This window comes from Streptomyces sp. NBC_01260 (assembly GCF_036226405.1).
GTDB classification, from domain to species: Bacteria; Actinomycetota; Actinomycetes; order Streptomycetales; family Streptomycetaceae; genus Streptomyces; species Streptomyces laculatispora.
The window spans coordinates 3,455,459-3,476,927 of the sequence record NZ_CP108464.1 but is presented as its reverse complement, the minus strand read 5'-3'; the positions used below and the strand labels follow the sequence as shown (position 1 = coordinate 3,476,927).

General features: G+C 69.5%; 19 protein-coding genes and 2 pseudogenes. 11 read left to right on the top strand and 10 right to left on the bottom strand.

Translation table 11 applies throughout. The features are described from left to right. Nucleotides 1-6 precede the first annotated feature (6 nt). From OG322_RS15225 to OG322_RS15210, 4 genes are all read left to right on the top strand, one after another. Nucleotides 7-297, top strand: coding sequence for a hypothetical protein (locus OG322_RS15225; RefSeq protein WP_266411277.1), 291 nt, complete (start codon nucleotides 7-9; stop codon nucleotides 295-297). A 311-nt stretch (nucleotides 298-608) separates the two neighbouring features. Continuing rightward, nucleotides 609-1,664: an aldo/keto reductase gene (locus OG322_RS15220; RefSeq protein WP_329306531.1), complete on the top strand. Its 1,056-nt coding sequence runs from the start codon at nucleotides 609-611 to the stop codon at nucleotides 1,662-1,664. Nucleotides 1,665-1,937: 273 nt separating this feature from the next. Further along, the gene (locus OG322_RS15215) at nucleotides 1,938-2,294 is read left to right on the top strand and encodes a DoxX family protein (protein WP_329307735.1); all 357 of its coding nucleotides are present in this window, start codon (nucleotides 1,938-1,940) and stop codon (nucleotides 2,292-2,294) included. A 53-nt stretch (nucleotides 2,295-2,347) separates the two neighbouring features. Next, nucleotides 2,348-2,890, top strand: a complete 543-nt coding sequence (locus OG322_RS15210) for a GNAT family N-acetyltransferase (RefSeq protein ID WP_329306530.1) — start codon at nucleotides 2,348-2,350, stop codon at nucleotides 2,888-2,890. A gap of 17 nt (nucleotides 2,891-2,907) precedes the next feature. Here OG322_RS15210 and OG322_RS15205 read toward each other — a convergent pair whose 3' ends face one another. The 3 genes from OG322_RS15205 to OG322_RS15195 all read right to left on the bottom strand — a co-directional run bounded on the left by OG322_RS15205 (nucleotide 2,908) and on the right by OG322_RS15195 (nucleotide 5,923). Continuing rightward, on the bottom strand, nucleotides 2,908-3,528 hold the full coding sequence (locus OG322_RS15205) for an RloB family protein (RefSeq protein WP_329306529.1): 621 nt from the start codon (nucleotides 3,526-3,528) through the stop codon (nucleotides 2,908-2,910). Continuing rightward, complete coding sequence (locus tag OG322_RS15200; RefSeq protein ID WP_329306528.1) at nucleotides 3,512-4,801, bottom strand: AAA family ATPase; 1,290 nt, start codon at nucleotides 4,799-4,801, stop codon at nucleotides 3,512-3,514. Before OG322_RS15200 ends, OG322_RS15205 begins: the two co-directional genes overlap by 17 nt. Nucleotides 4,802-4,960: 159 nt before the next feature. Then, complete coding sequence (locus OG322_RS15195; protein ID WP_329306527.1) at nucleotides 4,961-5,923, bottom strand: MarR family transcriptional regulator; 963 nt, start codon at nucleotides 5,921-5,923, stop codon at nucleotides 4,961-4,963. A gap of 487 nt (nucleotides 5,924-6,410) precedes the next feature. Here OG322_RS15195 and OG322_RS15190 point away from each other — a divergent pair, with 487 nt between their 5' ends. Beyond that, nucleotides 6,411-7,196: a helix-turn-helix domain-containing protein gene (locus OG322_RS15190; RefSeq protein WP_123460893.1), complete on the top strand. Its 786-nt coding sequence runs from the start codon at nucleotides 6,411-6,413 to the stop codon at nucleotides 7,194-7,196. Further along, nucleotides 7,193-7,552 (top strand): DUF397 domain-containing protein, encoded by a 360-nt coding sequence (locus OG322_RS15185; protein ID WP_123460894.1) that lies wholly within the window; start codon nucleotides 7,193-7,195, stop codon nucleotides 7,550-7,552. The genes OG322_RS15190 and OG322_RS15185 overlap by 4 nt, the downstream gene beginning before the upstream one ends. 104 nt (nucleotides 7,553-7,656) lie before the next feature. Here the strand turns inward: OG322_RS15185 and OG322_RS15180 are convergent, their stop codons facing one another. Then, nucleotides 7,657-8,478, bottom strand: a complete 822-nt coding sequence (locus tag OG322_RS15180; RefSeq protein WP_123460895.1) for a hypothetical protein — start codon at nucleotides 8,476-8,478, stop codon at nucleotides 7,657-7,659. Continuing rightward, the gene (locus OG322_RS15175; protein ID WP_241200101.1) at nucleotides 8,475-8,828 is read right to left on the bottom strand and encodes a PadR family transcriptional regulator; all 354 of its coding nucleotides are present in this window, start codon (nucleotides 8,826-8,828) and stop codon (nucleotides 8,475-8,477) included. Before OG322_RS15175 ends, OG322_RS15180 begins: the two co-directional genes overlap by 4 nt. A 237-nt stretch (nucleotides 8,829-9,065) precedes the next feature. On the opposite strand from OG322_RS15175, the gene OG322_RS15170 reads away from it, so the two are divergent. Continuing rightward, nucleotides 9,066-9,677, top strand: coding sequence for a hypothetical protein (locus tag OG322_RS15170; protein WP_329306526.1), 612 nt, complete (start codon nucleotides 9,066-9,068; stop codon nucleotides 9,675-9,677). Nucleotides 9,678-9,797: 120 nt separating this feature from the next. Continuing rightward, nucleotides 9,798-10,205: pseudogene (locus OG322_RS15165) on the top strand (VOC family protein); the annotation flags it as partial. Between the two features lie 63 nt (nucleotides 10,206-10,268). On the opposite strand, the gene OG322_RS15160 reads toward OG322_RS15165, so the two are convergent. Both OG322_RS15160 and OG322_RS15155 read right to left on the bottom strand, forming a co-directional pair. Next, nucleotides 10,269-10,913 (bottom strand): hypothetical protein, encoded by a 645-nt coding sequence (locus OG322_RS15160; protein ID WP_266411271.1) that lies wholly within the window; start codon nucleotides 10,911-10,913, stop codon nucleotides 10,269-10,271. A gap of 373 nt (nucleotides 10,914-11,286) precedes the next feature. Then, on the bottom strand, nucleotides 11,287-12,396 hold the full coding sequence (locus tag OG322_RS15155) for a citrate synthase 2 (RefSeq protein WP_123460898.1): 1,110 nt from the start codon (nucleotides 12,394-12,396) through the stop codon (nucleotides 11,287-11,289). Between the two features lie 225 nt (nucleotides 12,397-12,621). On the opposite strand from OG322_RS15155, the gene pdxH reads away from it, so the two are divergent. The 3 genes from pdxH to OG322_RS15140 all read left to right on the top strand — a co-directional run bounded on the left by pdxH (nucleotide 12,622) and on the right by OG322_RS15140 (nucleotide 16,229). Beyond that, nucleotides 12,622-13,290 (top strand): pyridoxamine 5'-phosphate oxidase, encoded by a 669-nt coding sequence (gene pdxH / locus OG322_RS15150; protein WP_123462283.1) that lies wholly within the window; start codon nucleotides 12,622-12,624, stop codon nucleotides 13,288-13,290. A gap of 417 nt (nucleotides 13,291-13,707) precedes the next feature. Further along, nucleotides 13,708-15,141: a PAS domain-containing protein gene (locus OG322_RS15145; RefSeq protein ID WP_329306525.1), complete on the top strand. Its 1,434-nt coding sequence runs from the start codon at nucleotides 13,708-13,710 to the stop codon at nucleotides 15,139-15,141. Between the two features lie 296 nt (nucleotides 15,142-15,437). Then, nucleotides 15,438-16,229, top strand: a complete 792-nt coding sequence (locus tag OG322_RS15140) for a DUF2785 domain-containing protein (RefSeq protein WP_329306524.1) — start codon at nucleotides 15,438-15,440, stop codon at nucleotides 16,227-16,229. Between the two features lie 904 nt (nucleotides 16,230-17,133). On the opposite strand, the gene OG322_RS15135 is transcribed toward OG322_RS15140, so the two are convergent. From OG322_RS15135 to OG322_RS15125, 3 genes and pseudogenes are all read right to left on the bottom strand, one after another. Continuing rightward, nucleotides 17,134-19,458, bottom strand: a complete 2,325-nt coding sequence (locus OG322_RS15135) for a M9 family metallopeptidase (protein WP_241200102.1) — start codon at nucleotides 19,456-19,458, stop codon at nucleotides 17,134-17,136. 134 nt (nucleotides 19,459-19,592) lie between these two features. Then, nucleotides 19,593-20,323, bottom strand: a pseudogene (locus OG322_RS15130) (transposase family protein). Nucleotides 20,324-20,600: 277 nt separating this feature from the next. After that, nucleotides 20,601-21,356, bottom strand: coding sequence for an SIS domain-containing protein (locus OG322_RS15125; protein WP_123460902.1), 756 nt, complete (start codon nucleotides 21,354-21,356; stop codon nucleotides 20,601-20,603). Nucleotides 21,357-21,469 lie beyond the last annotated feature (113 nt).

The following is a 21,469-nucleotide window of genomic DNA, read 5'->3' as shown; positions in this document are numbered from 1 at the left end:
GAAATCGTGTTCGCCGCCTATGTCACCGTCCTCGGCGCGGTCTTCAACGGCGTCGCCGCCGTCACCTACCTGATCGGCCACGAATACCCCAAGACCCAGGCGGACATGAAGGGACTGCCCCGCACGTGGGTACCGGTGCTCGCGATGCTGGCCGGGCTCGCCGTTCCGCTCCTGGGAACCCTCGCTCCGCACGGCTCGGGCCGCCCGGCACGGTCCGGCGCCGTGGAGTATCTGTTCTCCGGACAGTCACCCGGCAGATCATCCGCGCGGGACATGCCGGTCTTGAGGTGCTGGTGAGAAACAGCCATGAATCCTCGTATTCCAGAGGTTGCCAGCTTTCCTGTCGGAACCGCTTCGATGCCAGCCTGCCCATCTCCGCAGCGCGCCACAGCATCCGACTTCGTCCTGTCCCGCGCTAGGCCGCATTTCATCCTCGCTCGGCGACCGATGACCACGCGGGGGCGGGATGCGACGCGGCCACCACGCGTCGCGGAGGCGCGACGGGCCCAACTCGCTTGCCATCGAGTGCACTCCAGCTCCTACGATGCGCCGCACCACGGTCTTCCCCCGGCGTGCCGTGCACAGCCCGACAGCGAGGGAGCACAACCATGCGTTACCGCACACTCGGCCGCACCGGCATCGAGGTGAGCACCTACTGCCTGGGCACGATGATGTTCGGCGCGGTCGGCAACCCCGACCACGAGGACAGCGCCCGGATCATCCACGCCGCGATGGACGCGGGCGTCAACTTCGTCGACACGGCGGACATGTACTCGGCCGGTGAGTCCGAGGTGATTGTCGGAAAGGCGCTGCGGGCGTCCGGCCGGCGGGACGAGGTCGTCCTCGCGACGAAGGTCCACTTCCAGATGGGCGAGGGGAGGAACCGGAGCGGCAACTCCCGCCGCTGGATCACCCAGGCCGTGGAAGCGAGCCTGCGGCGGCTCGGCACCGACTGGATCGACCTCTACCAGGTGCACCGCCCGGATCACACCACGGACATCGAGGAGACGCTCGGGGTCCTCGGTGACCTCGTGCAAGCGGGCAAGATCCGGGCGTTCGGGTCGTCGACGTTCCCCGCCGAGGAGATCGCGGAGGCGCAGCACGTGGCGGAGCGGCGGGGCCTCCAGCGCTTCCGGACCGAGCAGCCCCCGTACTCGGTCCTCGCGCGCGGCGTGGAAACGTCAGTGCTGCCGACGGCCCGGCGGTACGGCATGGGGGTCCTGACCTGGAGCCCGCTCGCCTCCGGCTTCCTGAGCGGCCGCTACCGGTCGGGACGGACCGTCGATCTCACCTCCGGACGGGCGCAGTTGAACCCCGCACGCTTCGACCCGTCCATCCCGGAGAACATCACCAAGCTGGAGGCGGCCGACAGGCTCGCCGAACTGGCCGCGGACATCGGCTGCACCCTCCCGGAGCTGGCCGTCGCCTTCCCGCTCGCCCATCCGGCCGTCACCTCGGTCATCATCGGCCCCCGCACCGCGGAACAGTGGGAGGCCCTGCTGAACGGGGCATCGGTGGTCCTGGACGACTCGGCCCTCGACCGCATCGACGAGATCGTCCCGCCCGGCACGAACCTGTACCACCCGGACGGCGCATGGCAGTCCCCCTCCCTGACGGACACCGGCCTCCGCCGCCGCCCGACGGACGAGCGGGCCGCTTCTTGACCTGCCCGCCTTCCTGAAGGGGGAGGCCTCGGCCCACCCGGTGACGGTCGCCATGACGCCCACCCCACCGCATCGCCGTCGGCCTCCTGCATGCCGCCGAGTGGTGGCGCAGTGGGCGGCGTTGATCGAGGACGCGCTGGGCTGAGCGGCGACGCGCGGCCGCCCCGCCGAGGGGCGATGTCACAACTCCGCGTCGCCGGTTCGTCGTTCAGGGGAACGGCATCCCGCAACGGGGTGCCGGGCATCACCGTTCCCCACTGCATCGGAGAAGTCGTGTTCGCCGCCTATGTCACGGTCACCGTCCTCGGCGTGGTCTTCAACGGCGCCGCCGCCGTCACCTACCTGATCGGCCACGAATACCCCAAGACCCAGGCGGACATGAAGGGCATCCACCGCAGATGGGTGCCGGTGCTGGGCTCGCTGCTCGCGGCGGGCACCGTGGGGCTGCTGGCGGGACTCGCCGTCCCGCTCCTGGGCACCCTCGCAGCCGCCGGCCTCATCCTCTACTTCATCGGCGCGATCATCGCCCACCTGCGGGTGGGCTCCCGCGACATCGTGGGCGGCATCGTCTTCCTCGCCACGGCGGCGGCCGTCCTGGTGCTGGGGCTGCTCGACCACGGGGCCCGGTAGCCGCGGCACGGATATCCTGATCCGTCCTGAACACGCCAGGGAGGCCCCGCACCATGAGCAGCACCACATCACCCTTTCCCGCCCGGATCGAGCTCACGGGGGAGGGCCTCGTCCTGCGCGACTGGACGGAAGCGGACCTGTCCGCGATGCCGGATCTGTTCGACCACGCCGACATCGCGCACTGGACCCCGATCGTCACGCCCTTCGACGAGGAGGCCGCCCGGAACCGCCTGGACAAGGCCCGGCGCGTGCGGGAGGAGGGCTCGACCATCCTGCTCGCGATCACCGTCGACGGCGGCGCCCCGCTCGGCGAAGTGATGCTGCGACGCGCCCCCGAGGGCACGGAACTCGGTTACGCGGTCGGCCCGGCCCACCGGGGTCACGGTCTGGCCGCACGGGCGGTACGGCTGATGGCCGCTTACGCCTTCGAGGAGCTGGGGGCGGAACAGGTGATCCTGGAGCTGGAGGCCGACAACGCCGCCAGCGTCGGGGCAGCCACGAGGGCGGGCTTCAGCCTGCTCGACGTGCCCCTGATCGAGGGCGAGGAGAAGGGGCGGTCGTATGTCCTGCAGACGTGGGGCCTGGATCGCCCCTGACTGTGCAGGGCGCTGCCCTACTGCGGCCCGCCGATGGCGAGCGCGAGCTTCCACATGCCGGTCGAGGGGTTCACTTCCCGCTCCTTGCCGTCCGGAGCCAGCAGCCTCGCCCGGCGGACCGCCTCGCGCCAGCCGTCCTCGTAGTGACGGAAGTCAAGGTCCGTCTTGGAGTACCCGCCCGGCGTGTGCTTGTTCAGAATCGGAACGAGCCGGTCGTAGGAGGGTGCGTGCTTGCGGTGATCGGTGAAGTGCAGCAGCAGCCACACTTCGAAGCACGGGTTCGACAGCGCGACCCCGATGCGGTTGCGGGCGGCTTCACGTAGGGCCTGATCGATATCGGTGAACTCGTCGACATCCAGGACGCACCACGCCTCGTCGTAGGCGTCGTCTGCCGTCTCCAGCAGCTTCACCGTGTGCGCGACGACTTGGGAGGGAGCCTTGGGATGCTTGACGATCTTGATCGATACGGCTGGATTCCGGGCGGCGTGCTTGAGGCCCTGGACGTAGGCGTGTTCTGTCACCTCGGCGCCGCAGACGACCAGTAATCGCAGGCGCGGGGTGCGAAGCTCGGTTCTCCTGCCGAGCTGGGAATCCCGTGAGGGACGCTTGCGCCCGTCCGGCTTAGGTTGCCGCGCCATTCTGTTCCCTCCGTGTGGCCAGTGCCTTGGCAAGGCTCTCGTCGATGAACGGCACTCCGCCGTAGCTGCCCCCCAGGTAGCGGCGCTCGTGGTTCTCGCCGACGCGTGGTTTGAACTCGGACAGGGCGAACAGTCTCGTCTCCCCGTACTGGTCCTTTTCCACGAACCACACCTGATCCCGCTTGAGGATGTCCTCGCCGTCGACACGACCGAGCAGGCTGGCGTCGTGGGAGGTGAAGACGAGTTGTGCGCCGCGCGGGTTGGTCTCCGGCTCCTGGAAGAGCTTGATGAGCTGGGTGGTGAGCAGTGGGTGAAGGCTGGAGTCGATCTCGTCGACGATGAGCGTGCCGCCTCGGCGCAGTACGGACAGAAATCGCGGAGCCTGCTCCAGCAGCGCCTTGGTGCCCGCGGACTCCTCGTGGAGTTCCATGCGGACTACGCCGGTGCGCCCGCGGTGGCCGATCCACGGTCGCACGGTCTCCCGCGGCCCTCTTTCCGCCAGCCTGGCGAGCTCACGCTGGGGTACCCGTCCGCCGTACAGCCGACGCAGGGCTTCCTCGTCCAGGACCTGCCGTTCGGTGCCGTACGCCTCGATACCCAGGTCGGCCGAGCGCAGGAGAGCCAAGAGGCCGGGAGTGTCCCAGGCCGGTCCCGGCGTCCCCGGAGCGATTCCCAGCGGTGAGCGCATGCGGCCCTCGCTGAACTTCAGGCCTGTCGCGAACCAGTCGTAGACGGGGCGGAAGTCCTGCTGCTTGGAGCGTGCGGCCATGGTCAGGAACAGCACATTCGATTCGGTGATGTTCTCGACCAGTTCCAGTTCACGTCGGGCCTGTGTGTCACCCGGATTCACTTCGCCCTCGGAGCGCTCGAAGATCTTGCGCTTCTTACCGAGCGGGTAGCTGTAGAGCCATTCGTCGAGGACTTGCTCGTCGTCGATGCTGAAGCCGTAGGTGTAGCGCACCCCGTCCAGCGAGAGATCCACCACGTACCAGGACGGCTCGTCGGCAGCCGAGGCATCCAGGCGGAACGCGTTGCGGGCGATGCCGCCACCGGGCTCCGCATCGCGATGCGAGTTCAGGACCATCCCGGCCATGTACCCCAGTGCGCCCACGAGGTTCGATTTCCCTGCGGCGTTGGCACCGAAGAGGCCCGCCACGGGGACTGCGGCCCAGTCCGTACCCGTAGGACGGTCCGCGTCGTAGGCGGGGTGAAGCTGGAGTTCTTGTTCCTCGCGGATCGAGCGATGGTTCGACATCCTGAAGTTCAGCAGCATGTGGACCCTCCCCTCTGTGATTTTCCGCCTATGTGCGCAAGTGAAACGCGCAATAGGGGGTCTGGCAACCTTTAGCAAGGGATTTCGCGGCCCTTTAGCCCTACAGGCTCAGTCTGCGGGTCACGGCGGTGGAGGCGAGGCCGAGCGAGAGGGTTCGGCTCAGGGGGCTTTGAGGAGGTCGCGGAGTCCGGCGACGAGTTGGGTGACGTCGCGTTCGGCGGGCGGGCCCGCCTGGGTGTCGGTGGTGGCGGGTTCGGGCTGTCGGCAGGGTTGGCAGAGGCCGTCGGGGAGGGCTTCGGGGCGGCCGGGGGTGCCGCATTCGGTGCACTCCATCATCACGCGCCGGACCGGGGTTCCGGCGGGCGGCGGTGTGGGGGTGGTGGGGAGTGCGGGCGGGATCTTGTCGTTGAGGCGGTGGCGGACGAAGCCGACGGGTGAGTCGACGTGGGCGGGCAGTCCGGAGGTGACGGCGCCGATGAGGTAGTCGGCGTCCACGCCGCGTGCGAACCAGCGCTCGGCCAGGGCTTCCAGGGCCGTGCAGTCGGCGGCGGAGAGCGCGAGGCGTGCGTCGGCCCGCCCGATCCCGGCCAGTGCGAGGTACGCGGGCGAGGGGGCGGGGGCGGGGGCGGGGCTCTCGGTGCGGGGCGCGGGGACCGCTTCCCGGACGGGCTCGGGCGCCGCTTCCCGTACGGGTTCCCGCACCGGATCGGGCGCGGGCACGGGTTCGGGTGCCAGGTGGTTCGCCCACCATTCGCTGTCGTGGGCGGTCCGCGTCCAGTAGGTCCGGAAGACCCACCGCACCTGGTCACCGCCACCGACCGCGCACCGTACGCGCCGCAGGTGTCCGGCCACGGACAGCGCGGTCAGCGCGGAGCTGACGGCCTGCTGCCCGTACAGCGGGATCTGTTTGGCGAGGCACTTCACGCTCATCGTGGCGCCCTCGGGCAGCCGCTCGATGAACGCGGCGACATATTGCTCCCGGAAGGGCAGCAACGCGAAGTCAGCGGCGCGGGATGGGTGTTCGTCCGGAACGGTTCGCTTGCCGTAACCGGGATGGGCCATCGGGTACGGGGGCGACACTGCGGACGCGGGCAGAGCGGGACTAAGGTGCTCAACAGCCACGAGATCGGTTCCTTTTGCTGCGATCTTGGAGGTCAGACCCCGGCCGGTGTTGGAACACCGTGTCGGGGTTGTTTAGTTCTCGCACCGTAGACAGTCGCCACGCACCGTCGCAAGCTGTCACCATTAGTCATACTTGCTGGCCGTGACGGGTCAGGGAGGTCGGGAAGGATTTCCCAACCACCCTTCTTTCCCTACCGGTTAAAAGAAGGCGCTCGAATCTCGCAGCTCGAATCTCGGAGCTCGAATCCCAAGCCCCAAGCCCCGGGGCGACCTGCCCCTTCGTACGCTCGAACGAGTGAACCGCCCCTCCCGAAGCCCGGGACCCGAGCCCCGAGCTGCGAGCTTCGAGCCTCGTGGCCGGGACGGCCGCCGACAGGGCACCCGTACAGATTTCCTGTACGAGTGCGCCGAGGCGTGAACCACGGACAAGGGTGGGAGTGGGGACCGTATGCACCCCAGTAATCGGCAGCGCAAGAACGCCTCGGCCATGAAACTCGTGGGCAAGCTGCTCGGCCTGTTCCGCGTCGCGGCGGGTCTGACGCAGGCCCAACTCGCGAATGCGGTGGGAGTGCAGGTGGAGACGATCGCCTCCATCGAGCAGGGCCGCCGCTCGCTCCTCCCGGACCTGGCGAGCCGGCTGGACCAGTTGCTGGAGACGAAGGGCGCGCTGGCCACGGCGGTGGAGAACATGCCGGAGGTCGACCTCGTACCGGCCTGGGCCGAGCAGTACATGGACCTGGAGCGCACGGCCCTGGCCCTCTCCTGGTACGACAACCAGGTCCTGCCCGGACTGCTCCAGACCGAGGCCTACGCTCGGGCGGTCTTCCGCAACCGGGTCCCCGGGTTCAGCGAGGAGAAGATCGCGATCCAGACCGCTTCCCGGCTGGAACGCCAGGAGATCCTGCACCGCAGCGAGCCGCCGACGATCAGCTTCGTCATCTGGGAGCCGGTGGTGAGGCTCCAACTCGTCGACGACGAGACGCATGTGGAGCAGCTCCGCCACTTGCGGACGTGTGGAACGCTGCCGGGGGTCAGCCTTCAGATTCTCCCGCTGAGCCACCGGACCCATGCCGGGCTGAACGGCCCCTTCATCCTGTTGGAAACACCCGACTTCCAACACGTCGCCTACTCCGAGACCCAACGCGGCAGCCTGCTCGTCTGCGACCCCGATGAGGTCAGCATCCTGTCCCAGAAATATGCGATGCTGCGAGCTCAGGCCCTCAGCCCCGCCGACACCCTGGGCCTGTTGGACCGTCTGCTGGGAGAGCAATGAGCACTGCACGCGCGTGGTTCAAGTCCAGCTACAGCGGCGACGAGGGCGGCGCCTGCCTCGAAGTCGCCTACGAGTGGCGGAAGTCCAGCTACAGCGGCGACGAGGGCGGCCAGTGCCTCGAAGTCGGCTACGCCTGGAAGAAGTCCAGGCACAGCGGCAGCGAGGGCGGCCAATGCGTTGAAGTCGGCTACGCCTGGGCGAAGTCCAGCCACAGCAGCGACGAGGGCGGCGCCTGTGTCGAAGTCGCCGCGCACCCCGCCGCCGTACACGTCCGCGACTCCAAGCACCCCGAGGGCCCGGCCCTCGCCCTCCCGCCCGCCGCCTGGGCCGCGTTCACCGCACACGTGGGCCGCTGAGGCACTGGACGACCACCGGGCCTCGTCCCCGCGCGGCAGCTCGATCGGCGGACCCTTGCTGTGGCCCGCCGACGAGCCGTGGCCGTACTGCGACGAGCCGGCGCTCAGGCAGTGACGGGGAGCCGCCTGCGGGACAGGCGGCCAACTCCCCAGGCGAGGAGGAGCGCTGTGACGGCGATGGCGGCACCGATCGGTGAGCCCGCCGGTGTCGTGGCCCACGGTGCCCCGGCCATCAGGATCGCGAGGATGTGCCGGGGGCGGACGTCCGGGGCCGCTGTGCGGATGGCGATCAGCAGCATGGTGGGGCCGAGTTGCTGGATCGCTCCGAGAAAGAAGGTGCTGTCACCCGAGACGGCCGCATACAGAGAAGGCAGCCAGGTGATGACGGCGTAGGCCGGGGCCAGCCGTCGGTCAATTCTCCCTGGGCCGACCGCCGCGGGCATCGCCGTCACCAGGGCCAGCAGCGGGATCAGCCAGGCGGACCCTTGAGCCCCTGCGAGCAGCGCCACGAGGGACAGCGCCCCCAGTATCCGGGATGCCGACCAGCGTCCCAGGCAGGCCATGGTTCCGGCCACCAGCACGGCCACGTACACCGCCGCGCCTAGGAGATTCACCCCGGCCGTGCTCGCGTCACGCACGGCGTCCGCCACGGTGGTGGTCAGCCCGGCGGCGGCGATCGACCCGGCAGCCGCCAAGGCGTACGGGGCGGTGGCCACCAGGAAGCGACCGGCCCGATCGCTGGATCCGGTGCGCGTCCGTACACGCAACGCATGTGCCGCGATGTCCAGTTGCTCCAGACGTCCGGCAGTCGCTGAGGCGCCCTCGGTGGTATCCCGGTACATCTCCAGGATCTCGGCGCCGTGGCTTGCCCGATAGCGGCGCGGGTACAGGGAGAGGACACGAGGAGAGCGCTGGGAGTCGGTCATGCGGGGGCTCCGGCCGGGGCGTTGGTGGCTTGCTTGAGGCGTCGAGTGGCCTCGCGAGCGTGGGCAGTGATGCGCCGGACCTCCGCGGCGAGGGTGTCTCGTCCGGTGCGGGTGAGCGTGTACGTACGCCGGAGCCGACCCTGGACCACCTCCTCCGAGAAGACCTCGATCAGGCCTTCCCCTTGCAGGCGTTCGAGAGACCCGTAGAGCGTCCCGGTGCGCAGCCGCACGCGGCCCCGAGAAATCGCCAGAATCTCCTGAGCCAGCCCGTAGCCGTGCCGGGGCCTGTCGGCCAAGGCCGTGAGGATGAGCAGGGTCGGTTCCTGCATGGATCTGCCAACGTCAACCATGCGAGTGACCATAGTACGGTCACCTGACTATTGAGCAGGGGGGTGACCAGGGCTCGGCTGTCGTCCCCGCTCAGAGGGACCTTCCGGCTTATTTGATCAGTCCATGGACGGCCCTCTTCGGGGACGACCGAGGTAAAGTTGAGCCGTCACTTGGCCAGTGCCCGGCAACCCGCGGGGCCTCGCCGGGCACCGACCCGATCTGATCCACCCCTCACACAGGAACCGCGGACCTCGAACGTGCTCAGCTACTGGCTCGCGACCGTGCGTCGCAGCGCCGTGCCCACCGTCCTGACTGCGGTCGTCGTCAGCGGTGCCATGGCCGGTGTACTCGTAGCGGAGGACGCGAGCGCCTGGGCGGGCTCGCTGCTCCAAGCCACGCTCTTCGGCCTTGCGGCGGGAGCCGTCCTCGCTGTCGCGATCGCCACGTCGAACACGTGGAACGCCCGACGCGCGGCCGCACGGCACGGGCTGCCGCTGACGGCCGAGGCCGCGGTTGTGCCGTGCACCGCCGAGATCCATGTCCCGGTGCCCACCGGCACGACTCCCTATCAGCTCACCGACAGCGTGCTGTACGCCCTCAAGAAGGTTCCGGCTCCCCGGATCGACGAGGTCGAGGAGTTCACGCACGGCAAGCTCACCGTTGTCTGTGGTAGTACCTCCGGCAGCCCGGTGCGGCTGCGCATCTCGATCGTGACAGACCGGAACATCGCGATGGTGATGATGGACTCCCGCCCCGTGACCAGCCGGAAACGACTGGACGGCGGCGCAAGCTGGAGCGTTCTTTCGGCCTTCGAACCGCATGTCAGCAAGGCCGTCCGGTACGACACGGACGGCACGAACGCCGACTGAGCGTGCCCCGGAGGACCTGCCTGCGGACCGTCTCCGACACCCCTCGGTCTGGCCAGCCCTCGGGCGGCCGTCTTCGTGACAGCGCGAGTGGCCGATGCGCACCGCTCAGGAGGCCGCCCCATGCCCGCCAACGCCGCGGCTCACGTACGTATCGCCCGTCCGTCACGCGATCTCCGGGCGGCGGAACGCTTCCGGGTCTCCGGGCTCGGGCTCGGCATCCTGTACCGGCACGAGGCCGACGGCACGCCGGGCCGGCACTCGCTGCTGATGGTCGGCTGGCCCGGCGCGGCCTGGCACCTGGAACTCGTGCACGGCCCCGCCGCCCCCATCGACCCGCACCCCACCCCCGAGGACCTGCTGGTCGTCCACCTCGGCGAACCGGTGCCGGACTCCCTCGTGGAGCGGCTCGAACTGCACGGCGGCCAGCGGGTGCCCGCGCACAATCCGTACTGGGACACCTGGGGCGTGACGGTCCGTGACCCGGATGGATACCTCCTGGTGCTCTCCACCAGGGACTGGTCCAACTCCTGGGCCCGGCCGGGCATGTCACCAAGGGCGAGATGCCCGGCGCGCGGACACGGGAACGGCTTGTCAGTTGGTCCAGAGGACCGGGCTGTCGCTGTACGCGTCACCCTCGTCGAACGAGGCGGCCGTGATGGGCGTGGTCTTGGTGGCGCTGAGCGAGCAGGTCTCGTACGAGGCGCCCTTGGTGGTGAAGTCACTGGGTGCCGTGTCGTTGTCGCACTTACCAGGGAGGTCGCCTATGAGCACGATGCCCGTGGGGCCGCCGTCCTCCAGCTCGCCGCGCAGCTTCAGCGACGCGTAGGCGAGGTCGGTGCCGCCGACGTTCTCGACCTTCATCCGGATGTAGTAGGGCGTCATGCCCTTCGCCTTCGCGCCGAATCCGGCCATGTCGGCCTCGGCGCCCTTCTCGATCGCCGTGACGGTCACGGCGATGGTGCCCTTCTTCTCGGTCCCGTACTCGAACGGCAGGACCGCCCTGTCGCCGATCTTGAGCTTCGTGCCCGGCGCGGTGTTGTCACCCCCGGCCGGAGCTGCACCGTCGTCGCTGGGGGGCGCGGACGGGCTCTTGCTGCCCGGATCGGACGATGCCGGGGCGGACACCGAAGGTGAGTCCTGTGCCGATGACGAGTCCTCGTCGTCATTGCAGGCCGTGAGCCCGAGCGCCATGGTGCTGAGAGCGACCGCGAAGAGGATGCGTCCCTTGTACGTCATTTTGACCTAACTGGCAGTGGCGGCTGCCCCATACGGCAGCCGGTACGTTCAACAACTGGACGAAGCTTCCGGCCATGCGGATGCGGCCGGACGCGCCGGAGCGGCGCGGCGACGGGCGTACGTCACCGCGCCGCTCCGTGACGCATCTCAGAGTGCGGCGAGAATGACACAGGCATGACACAGGCGTGCGACGAGTGCGGCACGGCCCGGCGGGTCGTGGAGCTCCTGCGGCATTCGCGTCGTCGGGCAGTCGTCCCGCGGCGGTGCGCCGCCTTCAACGGGTCCCATTTGCGGCGGTGTTGGCCGGCGGGGGACCCCAGGGCGCCCGCGCTGCCGGTGCGGCGGCGGGCGCCCGGCTGTTGGCGAACCGTCCTCAGTTGCCCAGGTCCGCCAGCTGATCGAACCCCGGGATCTCCTGCGGGCCGCGCGTCCCCGGCCCGATGTACGTGGCCGAGGGCCGCACCAGGCGGCCGGTCCGCTTCTGCTCCAGGATGTGCGCCGACCAGCCCGCCGTACGGGCACACGTGAACATGGACGTGAACATGTGCGCCGGGACCTCCGCGAAGTCCAGCATGATGGCCGCCCAGAACTCCACGTTCGTCGCCAGCACCCGGTCCGGGCGGCGCGCGTGCAGCTCCTCCAGCGCGGCCTTCTCCAGGGCCTGCGCCACCTCGAAACGCGGTGCGCCCAGCTCCTGCGCCGTGCGTCGCAGCACCCGTGCGCGGGGGTCCTCGGCGCGGTAGACCCGGTGGCCGAAGCCCATCAGCCGCTCGCCCTTGTCCAGGGCCTTCTTCACGTACGCGGTGGCGTCCCCGGTCCGCTCGATCTCCTCGATCATCCCGAGCACCCGGGACGGCGCGCCGCCGTGCAGCGGGCCGGACATGGCGCCCACCGCGCCGGACAGCGCGGCGGCCACATCGGCGCCGGTCGAGGCGATGACACGGGCGGTGAACGTCGAGGCGTTCATGCCGTGCTCGGCGGCGGACGTCCAGTAGGCGTCCACGGCCTTCACATGGCGGGGGTCCGGCTCGCCGCGCCAGCGGATCATGAACCGTTCCACCACGGACCCCGCCTTGTCGATCTCGCTCTGCGGGACCATCGGCAGCCCCTGCCCGCGCGCCGACTGGGCGACGTACGAGAGCGCCATGACGGCCGCCCGTGCCAGGTTGTTGCGCGCGGTCTCCGCGTCGATGTCCAGCAGCGGTTTCAGCCCCCACACGGGGGCGAGCATCGCCAGCGCGGACTGCACGTCGACCCGGATGTCACCGGAGTGCACCGGGATCGGGAACGGCTCGGCCGGCGGCAGACCGGGGTTGAACGCCCCGTCGACCAGCAGTCCCCAGACGTTGCCGAACGACACATGGCCGACGAGATCCTCGATGTCGACACCGCGGTACCGGAGCGAACCGCCTTCCTTGTCGGGTTCGGCGATCTCCGTTTCGAACGCGACGACTCCTTCGAGTCCGGGTACGAAGTCGGACATCAGGCGGCTCCCTCGAATCGGCGGCTGCGGACGGGCCGCAACGGGCCCGTCCCACGATATTGGCGGGTTCCGACGTGACCGGGAAGCGTGACATCCGGCACAGCTCCCCGTTCTCTCCCGGAACGGTTGGTGACCCTCCTCGCCGGGCAGACTGGGCCGCTGCGGCAGGATGAGTGTGTGTCCACCGCAGATTCCTCCTTCGATTCCACCACCGATCCGGCCGCGATGCGCGAGCAGTACCGTTCCGAGAGCTTCGCCGAGGACAGCCTGGCCGCCGATCCCATGCAGCAGTTCGCCCGCTGGTTCCGGCAGATCGCCGCAGGTGGGGTACTCCATGAGCCGAACGCCATGGTCGTGTCCACGGCGACGCCCGAGGGTGTGCCGTCCTCCCGCACGGTGCTGCTGAAGATGTACGACGAGCGCGGCTTCGTCTTCTTCACCAACTACGAGTCCCGCAAGGGCCGCGAGCTGGCCGCCAACCCGCGGGTGTCGCTGCTCTTCCCCTGGCACCCGATGGCCCGCCAGGTCATCGTCACCGGCACCGCGTCCCGCGTCGGCCGCGAGGAGACGGCCGCCTACTTCCGCACCCGCCCCCACGGCTCCCAGCTCGGCGCCTGGGCGAGCGCCCAGTCCACGGTGATCGGCTCCCGCGACGAGCTGCTCCGGCGGTACGAGGAGCTGGCGGCCCGCTACCCGGAGGGCGAGCAGATCCCGGCGCCCCCGCACTGGGGCGGCTTCCGGGTCGTCCCCGGCACGATCGAGTTCTGGCAGGGCCACGAGAACCGGCTGCACGACCGGCTGCGCTACGTACGGGAGGCCGCGCCCGGGACCGGGGGCGGCGACGGTGACGGGGGCGGTGACGGGGGCTGGCGCGTCGAGCGGCTGTGCCCGTAGCGGACGCCTCCCGGACACGCGGTGACGCCTCCGGACACGCGGTGACGCCTCCGGGCAGGCGGTATCGCCTCCGGACACGCAGAAACCCGCAGGCTCTGGTCCCTCCTTGCGGAGGGGCCGGCCGGACTGACCGGCGAGCCTGCGGGTCGGTGACTGCTTGGGATTGGCCGGCGACCGGCCTGCACTGCAAAGAATGCGACGACGGGCGTCAGCCCGCAGTCACCTCACGAGTCCGAAAAGAAATCACTTCCGGAGCACCTCCCTTCATGTGTACCCGCAGCCTAGGAACCTCCCCCGGGCCGCACAACCGAATTATCCGGGGCATCGATTTCGGTGAAGTCGCTGTGTGCTGGGTCACGTTCGAGTTGAATGGTCTGACGTGCAGCAATGCCGGACACGTCCTGCGGGGGGTACGGGATGAGTGCTTCCAGGAGCAGCGGAACCACCGACGCCCTCGGGCCCGAGGAAGGCCCGGAGGGCCGGCCCGGGGTGCCGGACAAGGCGTCGGAAGCCGGACCGGGGGCGATCCCGGGGTCGGAGCTGCTGGCGGCCCTGCTCGACGGAATGGACGCCGCGCTCTGCGCCTTCGACGCGGACGGCACCGTCACCCACTGGAACCGTGAGGCCGAGCGGATTCTCGGCTGGAGTGCCGAGGAGGCCGTCGGACGGCCCGGCTTCGCCGGATGGGCCGTGCGGCGGGCGGACGCGGGCGAGGTGCAGGGGCGGCTGATGGCCGTCATGGACGGGCCGGGGCGCCAGGTGCACGAGTTCGCGCTGCTGCGCAAGGACGGCGGGCGGGTGCTGGTGCGGACCCAGTCGGCCGGCGTGCGGGGCGCGGACGGGAAGCCGGCCGGGGTGTACTGCGCGTTCAGCGAGGTCCATGCGCAGATCGACCTGGAGCGGGCCATCGCGCTGAGTGAGGCGCTGTTCGAGGACGCGTCGTGGGGTGTGGTCCTCGTCGATGTGGACCTGCGGCCGACCGTCGTCAACGCACACGCCGCCCGCGCGCTGGGCGGCGGTCGTACGACGCTGCTGGGGCGGCCGCTGGGGGAGCTGATCGTGCAGGGCGTCGAGGACCTGGAGGGCGCGCTCCAGCACGTGCTGGCCGCGGGCGCCCCGCCCGCCCCCGCCGAGCTGTGGGTGACAATGCGGACGGCCGAGGGGAACCGGCGGCGCTGCTGGCGCAGCGGCTTCCTGCGGCTGGCCTCACCGCTCGCGGAGGAGCCGGTGCCGCTGGGCGTCGGCTGGCTGTTCCAGGACGTCACGGAGGCGAAACTGGCCGCCCAGGACGCGGACCGGGTGCGCTTCCGGTCGAACCAGCTGCACCGGGCCTCGCGGTCGGCGGCCGAGTGCGAGGACCCGATGGAGGCGGCGACCACCTCCCTCGACTACGCGCTCGCGGGCTTCGCGGACCACGCGCTGATCGACCTGGTGGCGGGGGAGCGGCTGGTCCGCGCCGCGGCGACGCCGTCCGATGCGCCGGGCCCGTGCCTGCCGGTGGCCGGCGGCGGCATCCCGCTGCGGTACGTACCGGGCCACCCGGCCCTCCAGGCGGTGGACCGCACGGGCTCGGTACGGGCCACGGCGGGGGCCGGGACGACGCGGGACGCCGGGGAGTGGGCCGCCGAGCGTCAGTGGCCGGCCGATTCGGTGCACGCCCTGTGCGCGGTGCTGCGGAGCCGGGGCCGGACACTGGGCGTGGTGACGTTCCTGCGCTCGGCCCACCGCGCCGCCTTCGAACGCCCGGACGCGGTGTACGCGGAAAGCATGGCGGACCGCGTCGCGGCCTCGGTGGACCTGTACCAGTGCCTGCGGGAGAGCCCCGGCGACACCAGCCCGTACGGCGCCTGAGGGAGCAGCCCCCGCCGTGGCGGGCGCGCACCCCTCGGACGGGGCCTCAGCTCAGCGCCAGTTTTCGTTCCGATGTTCCAAGCGGCGCGTGACCAGTGGTCTGGCTTCGGCCGGTCGCGGACCCGCGGCATCGCGCGCTGGACCTGGCCGCTGTGCATCACCCTGTCCGGCCTCGGCGGGCAGAGTGATACAGACGCCAGAACTGCTGGGTCTGGTCGGGCAGTTGCTGGGTTGGGATGGATACCTGGACATAATTCGCAGGCGTGTGGCAACGGCAAGGACCTACTCTGCTCGTCATGATCGACTGGAAGAGCGTCGAGGCCGCCGACTGTGCCGTGCCCGCTGACCGGCCCATGGACGACCTCGTCCGCGAGTTGTCCCGTGCCCTGGCAGATCCCGATCCACTGGTCCGGGACGGCGCGCCCTACACCGTCCTTGCGACCTGGATCGCCCGCGGGGCGATCGGGACGTCCCGGCGGCTGGAGCTGGGGGACGAGATGGCGACCCGGTTCACCGACGCGCGGGTCGAGGCCCGCACCTTCGCGCCCCTCGTGCTCGACATGCTGGTGGCCGCGGGGGACTTGAAGTCCGGCTGGGTGGACGCGTTCGAGCACTGGTACCCGGCGGAGAAGGATCTACGCGGCCACGACGACACGCTCGGCTGGCTTCATGCGGTGGCGCACGGCGCGGACCTGCTTGCCGGCTTCGGTCGCCACCCCGAGGTGGCGCCGGTGCGGATGCTGGACCTCGCCGCCGCGCGGCTGACGGCGCCCACCGACCACGTCTACGACCAGATGGAGGACGACCGCCTGGCCCGGGCGATCGCCCGGGTCCTCACCCGCACCGACCTGAGCGAACGCGACGCCGTCGGCTGGCTGGATCCGATCGCCGACCGCTTCGGGGCCGACCGCATCAGCACCCCGGTGCCCGCTCACATCAGCAACTGCCTGCGCACCCTGCGCCTGCTCTACATCCTCGCCGACCGGGGCGTGCGCCCCACGAGCGAACTGCCCGCGGAACCCCTCCACCACCGCGACGCGGTCAAGTCCGGCGTCGCCGGCGTCCTCGACCGGATCGTCAGACGCTGACCGACGGCACCCGTTCGGCCGGGCAGACCGGTACGCATGCCCTCCACGGACGACGTGGATGGCGCTGATCGCGCACACCGGCCTCCCCTACCCGCATCGTCCAGTTGACGCTCACGACGTGTTCAGCGACGGAGAAGCAACGCTTTTACGGCTCGGGGAACCCGCCTCACCCGCCCCCGCGCCAGTCGCATCCCTGCTGCTGGAGTACATCGCAAGTCGCGACAACATGAACGCCGCCACCAATCAGGCACCCTGCTGGCTCTTCCCCAGCCGGCCCGCCCCGACAACCTTCCGCGCTCAGGGGCGGGATCGGCGTCGCGCGGTCGCAGCCGCCCGCGGTGCCGCCATCCGACAGCAGCTCCTCGAACTGCCTGCCCGTCGTCGCGGACGCTCTCGGCTACCACAACAGGGGCACCAGCCGCCTCCTGAAGGAGACCGGCGGGACGCGGAGCCGTACGCCGCTGGCGATCACACAAGGTCACCAGTCGGTTGGACTCCTCGGAGAACTGGCGACAGTTGAATACGAGAGCTCACCAGTATCAACCCCCGGTAGGGGGCCGCCGGATTCATGCAGAGATGGCGGAGCGACGGGTGTCCGCGTACGCCCGTGCCCTGACTCCCGGTTCCCCCTGTTCGAGCCACAAGCTCGGTGATCGATATGACTACGGCTTGTCACGTGTTCGGGTGGCGGCTGCCGCGGCGGGCCGTCTGCGTCCACCCGGTCGCCTGAACACGAACGGCGGTCCTTGCCATCCGCGGTCGGATGGCAAGGACCGCCGTCACGCTCAGGCCCCGGTGGCCGGCAGCGCGGGTGCGACGGGGCTCTCCTCGCCGAGTGGATCCCTGTTCAGCGGATCCACGTTCGCCGAAGCCCAGCTGGCCCAGTTGGTCCCGGGGGACCGGCTCACTCGGACTGCGTGGAGACGCTCACACCGCTGAAATCCTGCGCGGCGGCGAGGCTGAAGTAGACCCAGCCGGACGGCGGGTTGTCGATCGTCAGGGTCTCGCTGTTGCCGGCGTTGGTGGACTTCGCCTGGTAGCTGCTGGTGGTGGCCCAGCTGCTGCCGCCGTAGTACAGGTCGGCGTTGCCGGTGCCGCCGCTACTGGTGATGGTCAGCTGCTTGAGGCCGGCCGGCAGGTACACGAAGTGGTAGCTGTAGTTGCCGGTGGAGGCCGCGAGGTTGTCCCGGCGACAGTTCTTGTCGAACTGACGGGGGTCGCTGATGGTGCAGAGCGGGGTGGACGAGGCCTCCGGCAGGGGGCCGCAGTCGTTGGTCGCGCAGGCGGTCGTCAGCCAGGTGGCGAAGCCGGCGTCGTAGCTGGTGCCGATGGTCTGCTTCAGGAAGGTGCGGGCACCGTTCCAGTCACCGGTGCGGTAATTGTTGAGCACGGTCTCGACGTCAGCGGGGTGCGCCTGGAGCATGTAGCGGACCGCAAGGAAGCCCCAACGGTAGACCCGGTTCGAGTTGACCTCGGGGTCCCCGTCCTGGTTGTAGACGGTGTCGAACAGGTCGCTGAGCTTGTAGGTCTTCTTGCCGGCCTCGCCGATCGCATCGGCGTTGCGCTCGTTGCGATAGCCGTACGAGATGTTCTCGGCGATGCCCTCGACCCACCAGATGGTCGGCGTGGTCAGGCTGGCGTCGAAGTCGCCGGCCATGTTGTAGCGGCCGTCGAGGTAGTGGGTGTACTCGTGGTTGAGGTTCCAGATCTGGAAGTCCGGGCGCAGCCAGCTGGCCTCGTGGGCGATGAAGCGGGCCTGGTTGCCGGCGGCGGCCGGGTTGCCCTCCTCGTACATGCCGCCGTTGTCGACGTCGATGTTGTAGATCGCCCAGGCGTACAGCGAGTACTGGGTGTAGTCGTCGAAGACGACGACCTCGAGGTTGGTGTTCACGTCACCGGGGATCGCGCCCTTGTCGCCGATGACCCGGTGGAAGTAGGCGTCCTGGTTGACCAGGCTGGTGCAGGTGCTGGCCAGCTGTCCGGGGGACATGTCCTGGGCGCGGATCTTCAGGTCCGGGGTGCACGTGTGCTGGATCGGCAGGATCGCCGGGAGCACACGGTCGCCCAGGTCGCAGATGGCATAGGCCGCGCAGTTGTTCCTGTCGTACTGGCGCGTGTACCAGCCCAGGTTCATGGTGATCGGCGCGGTGGGGCCGACGTTCGGGTAGCGGTTGATCAGGTCCTTCAGCAGCGGCCTGACCCGGTCCTTGAGCTCGGGGACGTCGAGGGCGTAGCCGAGGTAGCGGCCGACGTTGCTGACGACGTCCAAGCGGTTCAGCTGCGCGCTGTTGCGCGTGATGAAGCCGGCCCAGGTGTTGAGGATGGTGGGGTCGGCCTTGAGGGCGGCCCGCCAGCCGCGGTCGTCGTTCTTGGCCTTGAAACCGTTCTCGACGACCCACTCGACGTGCTGCATGGCGAGGTTCATCTGGCTGGGCCAGGTGCCGTCGTAGCTGCCGAGCATCCACTTGACGACGCCGGCGTACCGGCCGGCCGCGTGGGTGCTGTCGATCAGCGTGACGACCTCGTTGAAGATCTCGCCGTTGGCGTCGGTGACGTCCTTGCTGCGCGGGGAGGCGAAGAACGCGTCCAGCGCGCCGAGCGCCGCGCTGTCCAGCGCCGTGCCGTAGTCGCCGACGACGTTCGCGTGGTTGTCCTGCACGTAGTAGCCGGCGCGCAGGAACAGCACCAGCTGTCCGACGGCGGCGCTGTTGTTGCCCGAGTAGGTGGTGGAGGCGTCGCGCAGAGCGTTGGCGACGGTCACCATCTGGGCTTCACGGAAGGCCTTCCGCGCGTCCTCCCCGGTGAGGTTGAACAGCGGGTAGGTACAGGTGATCCGGGGGAGGGTCTTGAGCTGCTGGACCAACGCGTTGCCCGTGGCGTTGATCACGCCGGAGAGGTCGCCGCACTCGTCCTCGGCGGCGGCCGAGGACTGCTTGCCGGCCTTGACGGGTTTGACGGTCGGGGCGGGTGCCGGGGCGGACTCCTCGGCACTGTCCTGCGACGAGATCCGGAAGCGGGAGTTGTTGTTCATTGCATGGGGCGACTTGGGGACCGGGATCGACCGCGGCGCCGAGGCCGCGGTTCCACCTGCCTTCACACCGGCCGGGGTCGTGGCGCCGACGGAGGAGGCCTGGCTCTGTGGCGCGAGCAGGCCGAGCGCAATGAAGACGGCTGCGCCGAGCGCAGGAAGTCTGCGCGCGTTGGCCTTCGATATCCGGAAGGGATGCATCTGTGGGGGCCTCCGAGGCCGTTTGGCCGCGTGCTGGGGACACGGGCAGCTAATGTGTGACATGTAAAATTGCACATGTCGCATTGCATCGGAAGGTTTCTGCCAGATTACCGGCCACCGCAACTGAAACGTTGTCAACTGGGTCTTTTCCAACCTCGGATTGAGGTGTGGTGAAGGACGAGGACGGCCTTGACGATGTCGGTGATGCGGTTGGTGCTGCAGCGGAGCTTTCGCAGGAGGCGCCAGCCCTTGAGGGGAGCCATGGCTTGCTCGCCGAGGCAGCGGATCTTGGCGTGGCTGCTGTTGTGGCGGCGCTTCCATCGCTTCGGGCGGCGGCCTCGGCCAGCTCCCTGATACGCCTTGTCCGCCCCGCGTTTGAGCCCCGACTCGGTGAGGGCTTCGGTGATTCCGTGCCGTCGGGCGGCGGTGAGGTCGTGGGTCGAGCCGGGCAGGGCGGGTGAGGCCCAGAGCAGGCGTCCGAACGGGTCGGTGAGGACTTGCACGTTCATGCCGTGGCGTTCGTGTTTCCCCGAGTAGTACGAGGTGTCGGCTGCGATGCGGTCGATCGGGAGCAGGGTGCCGTCAAGGATGACGAACGCCTTCGTGCGGATCGTTTTCATCGCCTCGGCGAGTGTCGGGGCGAGGGTGGACAGGACCTCGACGGCTTCGCGTATGCAGCGAAATACGGTCGCGATCCCGATGCCGAACCCCACGGTGAGCTGGGCGTAGACGTCACCGAACCGCAGGTGGGTCAGGGCCAGGAGGGCCTGCCGGCCGACCGGCAGGCCCTCCTGGCGGTCAGTTGCCCAGTCAGGAACCGCAGGGTGCGGCTGGACAGATCCATCGACGACGGGTAGACGAGCACGCGAAGCTCCTGGCAGACACCGGTGATCGTGGGCGGGAACCCGTCTATCAGGAGCTTCGTCGTTACCCAGGACTGTCCAACTCGCGGTCAGCGCGCTCAGGTTGGAGAGGTCTCAATGACCTGACGCACTCCCAGCTCATCGCCGTGTCGGCTGGCAGTAACCGGCAGAAGGGAGGCAAAGACCCGGGGCGTCGGCGCCCCTCCCTCACGACCTACTGGTGCAAATACGGCCGGGCATGGATCAGCTTGACGATCTATAGAAGCTTCAGAGTCAAGCTCAGTGCCGGTAGAAGATCCGGTCCGAGTACTGCGTCATCACGCGCCCGTTCCACTCGTGGCCCCCGTCGACGTTTCCCGAGCGCAGCAACGGCGGCTCAATGCCCCGTTCCAGCAGCCGCTCCGCCGCCGCCGCCATCATCGCCTGCATCACCGCACTGGTGACCACCGTGGACGCGGGCGCGAACGGTGCCTCGATGCCGTCCACGTTCAGCTCCGCGTCGCCGATCGCGATCTTGCTGTCGAGGACGATGTCGCAGTGGTCCCGCAGGAAGCCGCCCGAGCTGTGCCGGGACCGGGTGCCGTCCGCGTACGCGACCGAGGTGACGCCGATGACCTTCAGGCCCAGCGCACGCGCGTTCATCGCCATCTCCACCGGCAGCGCGTTGCGCCCGGACAGCGAGATGATCACGAGGACGTCGCCCGCCTTCGCGGGGCTGGAGTCGAGGACCGCGCCCGCCAGGCCGTCGACCCGCTCCAGCGCCGAGCCCAGGGTCGCGGGCATGACGTCGACCCCGAGTGCGCCGGGGACGGCCAGGAGATTCATCAGGGCGAGCCCGCCCGCGCGGTAGACGACGTCCTGGGCGGCGAGCGAGGAGTGCCCGGCGCCGAAGGCGAAGAGCCGGCCACCGGCCTCGACGGTGTCGGCGATCGCGGTACCGGCGGCCGCGATGTTGCCGGACTCCTCGTCGCGCACCCGCTCCAGCAGGCCGATCGCTGCGTCGAAGAACTGACCGGCCAGCTTGCTTTCGCTCATCTGAGGAGGGCCTTTCCGGCGGGGTGGGGTGACCAGGGGCGTCCGTACCGCCGATCACGTTGCGGTCTGGACCAGTGACATGTCAATACCGCAAGGGGTGCTCGGGCTCACTC

Excerpts from the sequence above, each read along its gene's own strand:
- OG322_RS15220 (WP_329306531.1), top strand. The coding sequence starts at position 609 with ATGCGTTACCGCACACTCGGCCGCACCGGCATCGAGGTGAGCACCTAC.
- OG322_RS15210 (WP_329306530.1), top strand. The coding sequence starts at position 2,348 with ATGAGCAGCACCACATCACCCTTTCCCGCCCGGATCGAGCTCACGGGG.
- OG322_RS15205 (WP_329306529.1), bottom strand. The coding sequence starts at position 3,528 with ATGGCGCGGCAACCTAAGCCGGACGGGCGCAAGCGTCCCTCACGGGAT.
- OG322_RS15200 (WP_329306528.1), bottom strand. The coding sequence starts at position 4,801 with ATGCTGCTGAACTTCAGGATGTCGAACCATCGCTCGATCCGCGAGGAA.
- OG322_RS15190 (WP_123460893.1), top strand. The coding sequence starts at position 6,411 with ATGAAACTCGTGGGCAAGCTGCTCGGCCTGTTCCGCGTCGCGGCGGGT.
- OG322_RS15185 (WP_123460894.1), top strand. The coding sequence starts at position 7,193 with ATGAGCACTGCACGCGCGTGGTTCAAGTCCAGCTACAGCGGCGACGAG.
- OG322_RS15180 (WP_123460895.1), bottom strand. The coding sequence starts at position 8,478 with ATGACCGACTCCCAGCGCTCTCCTCGTGTCCTCTCCCTGTACCCGCGC.
- OG322_RS15175 (WP_241200101.1), bottom strand. The coding sequence starts at position 8,828 with ATGGTTGACGTTGGCAGATCCATGCAGGAACCGACCCTGCTCATCCTC.
- OG322_RS15160 (WP_266411271.1), bottom strand. The coding sequence starts at position 10,913 with ATGACGTACAAGGGACGCATCCTCTTCGCGGTCGCTCTCAGCACCATG.
- OG322_RS15155 (WP_123460898.1), bottom strand. The coding sequence starts at position 12,396 with ATGTCCGACTTCGTACCCGGACTCGAAGGAGTCGTCGCGTTCGAAACG.
- pdxH (WP_123462283.1), top strand. The coding sequence starts at position 12,622 with ATGCGCGAGCAGTACCGTTCCGAGAGCTTCGCCGAGGACAGCCTGGCC.
- OG322_RS15145 (WP_329306525.1), top strand. The coding sequence starts at position 13,708 with ATGAGTGCTTCCAGGAGCAGCGGAACCACCGACGCCCTCGGGCCCGAG.
- OG322_RS15140 (WP_329306524.1), top strand. The coding sequence starts at position 15,438 with ATGATCGACTGGAAGAGCGTCGAGGCCGCCGACTGTGCCGTGCCCGCT.
- OG322_RS15135 (WP_241200102.1), bottom strand. The coding sequence starts at position 19,458 with ATGCATCCCTTCCGGATATCGAAGGCCAACGCGCGCAGACTTCCTGCG.
- OG322_RS15125 (WP_123460902.1), bottom strand. The coding sequence starts at position 21,356 with ATGAGCGAAAGCAAGCTGGCCGGTCAGTTCTTCGACGCAGCGATCGGC.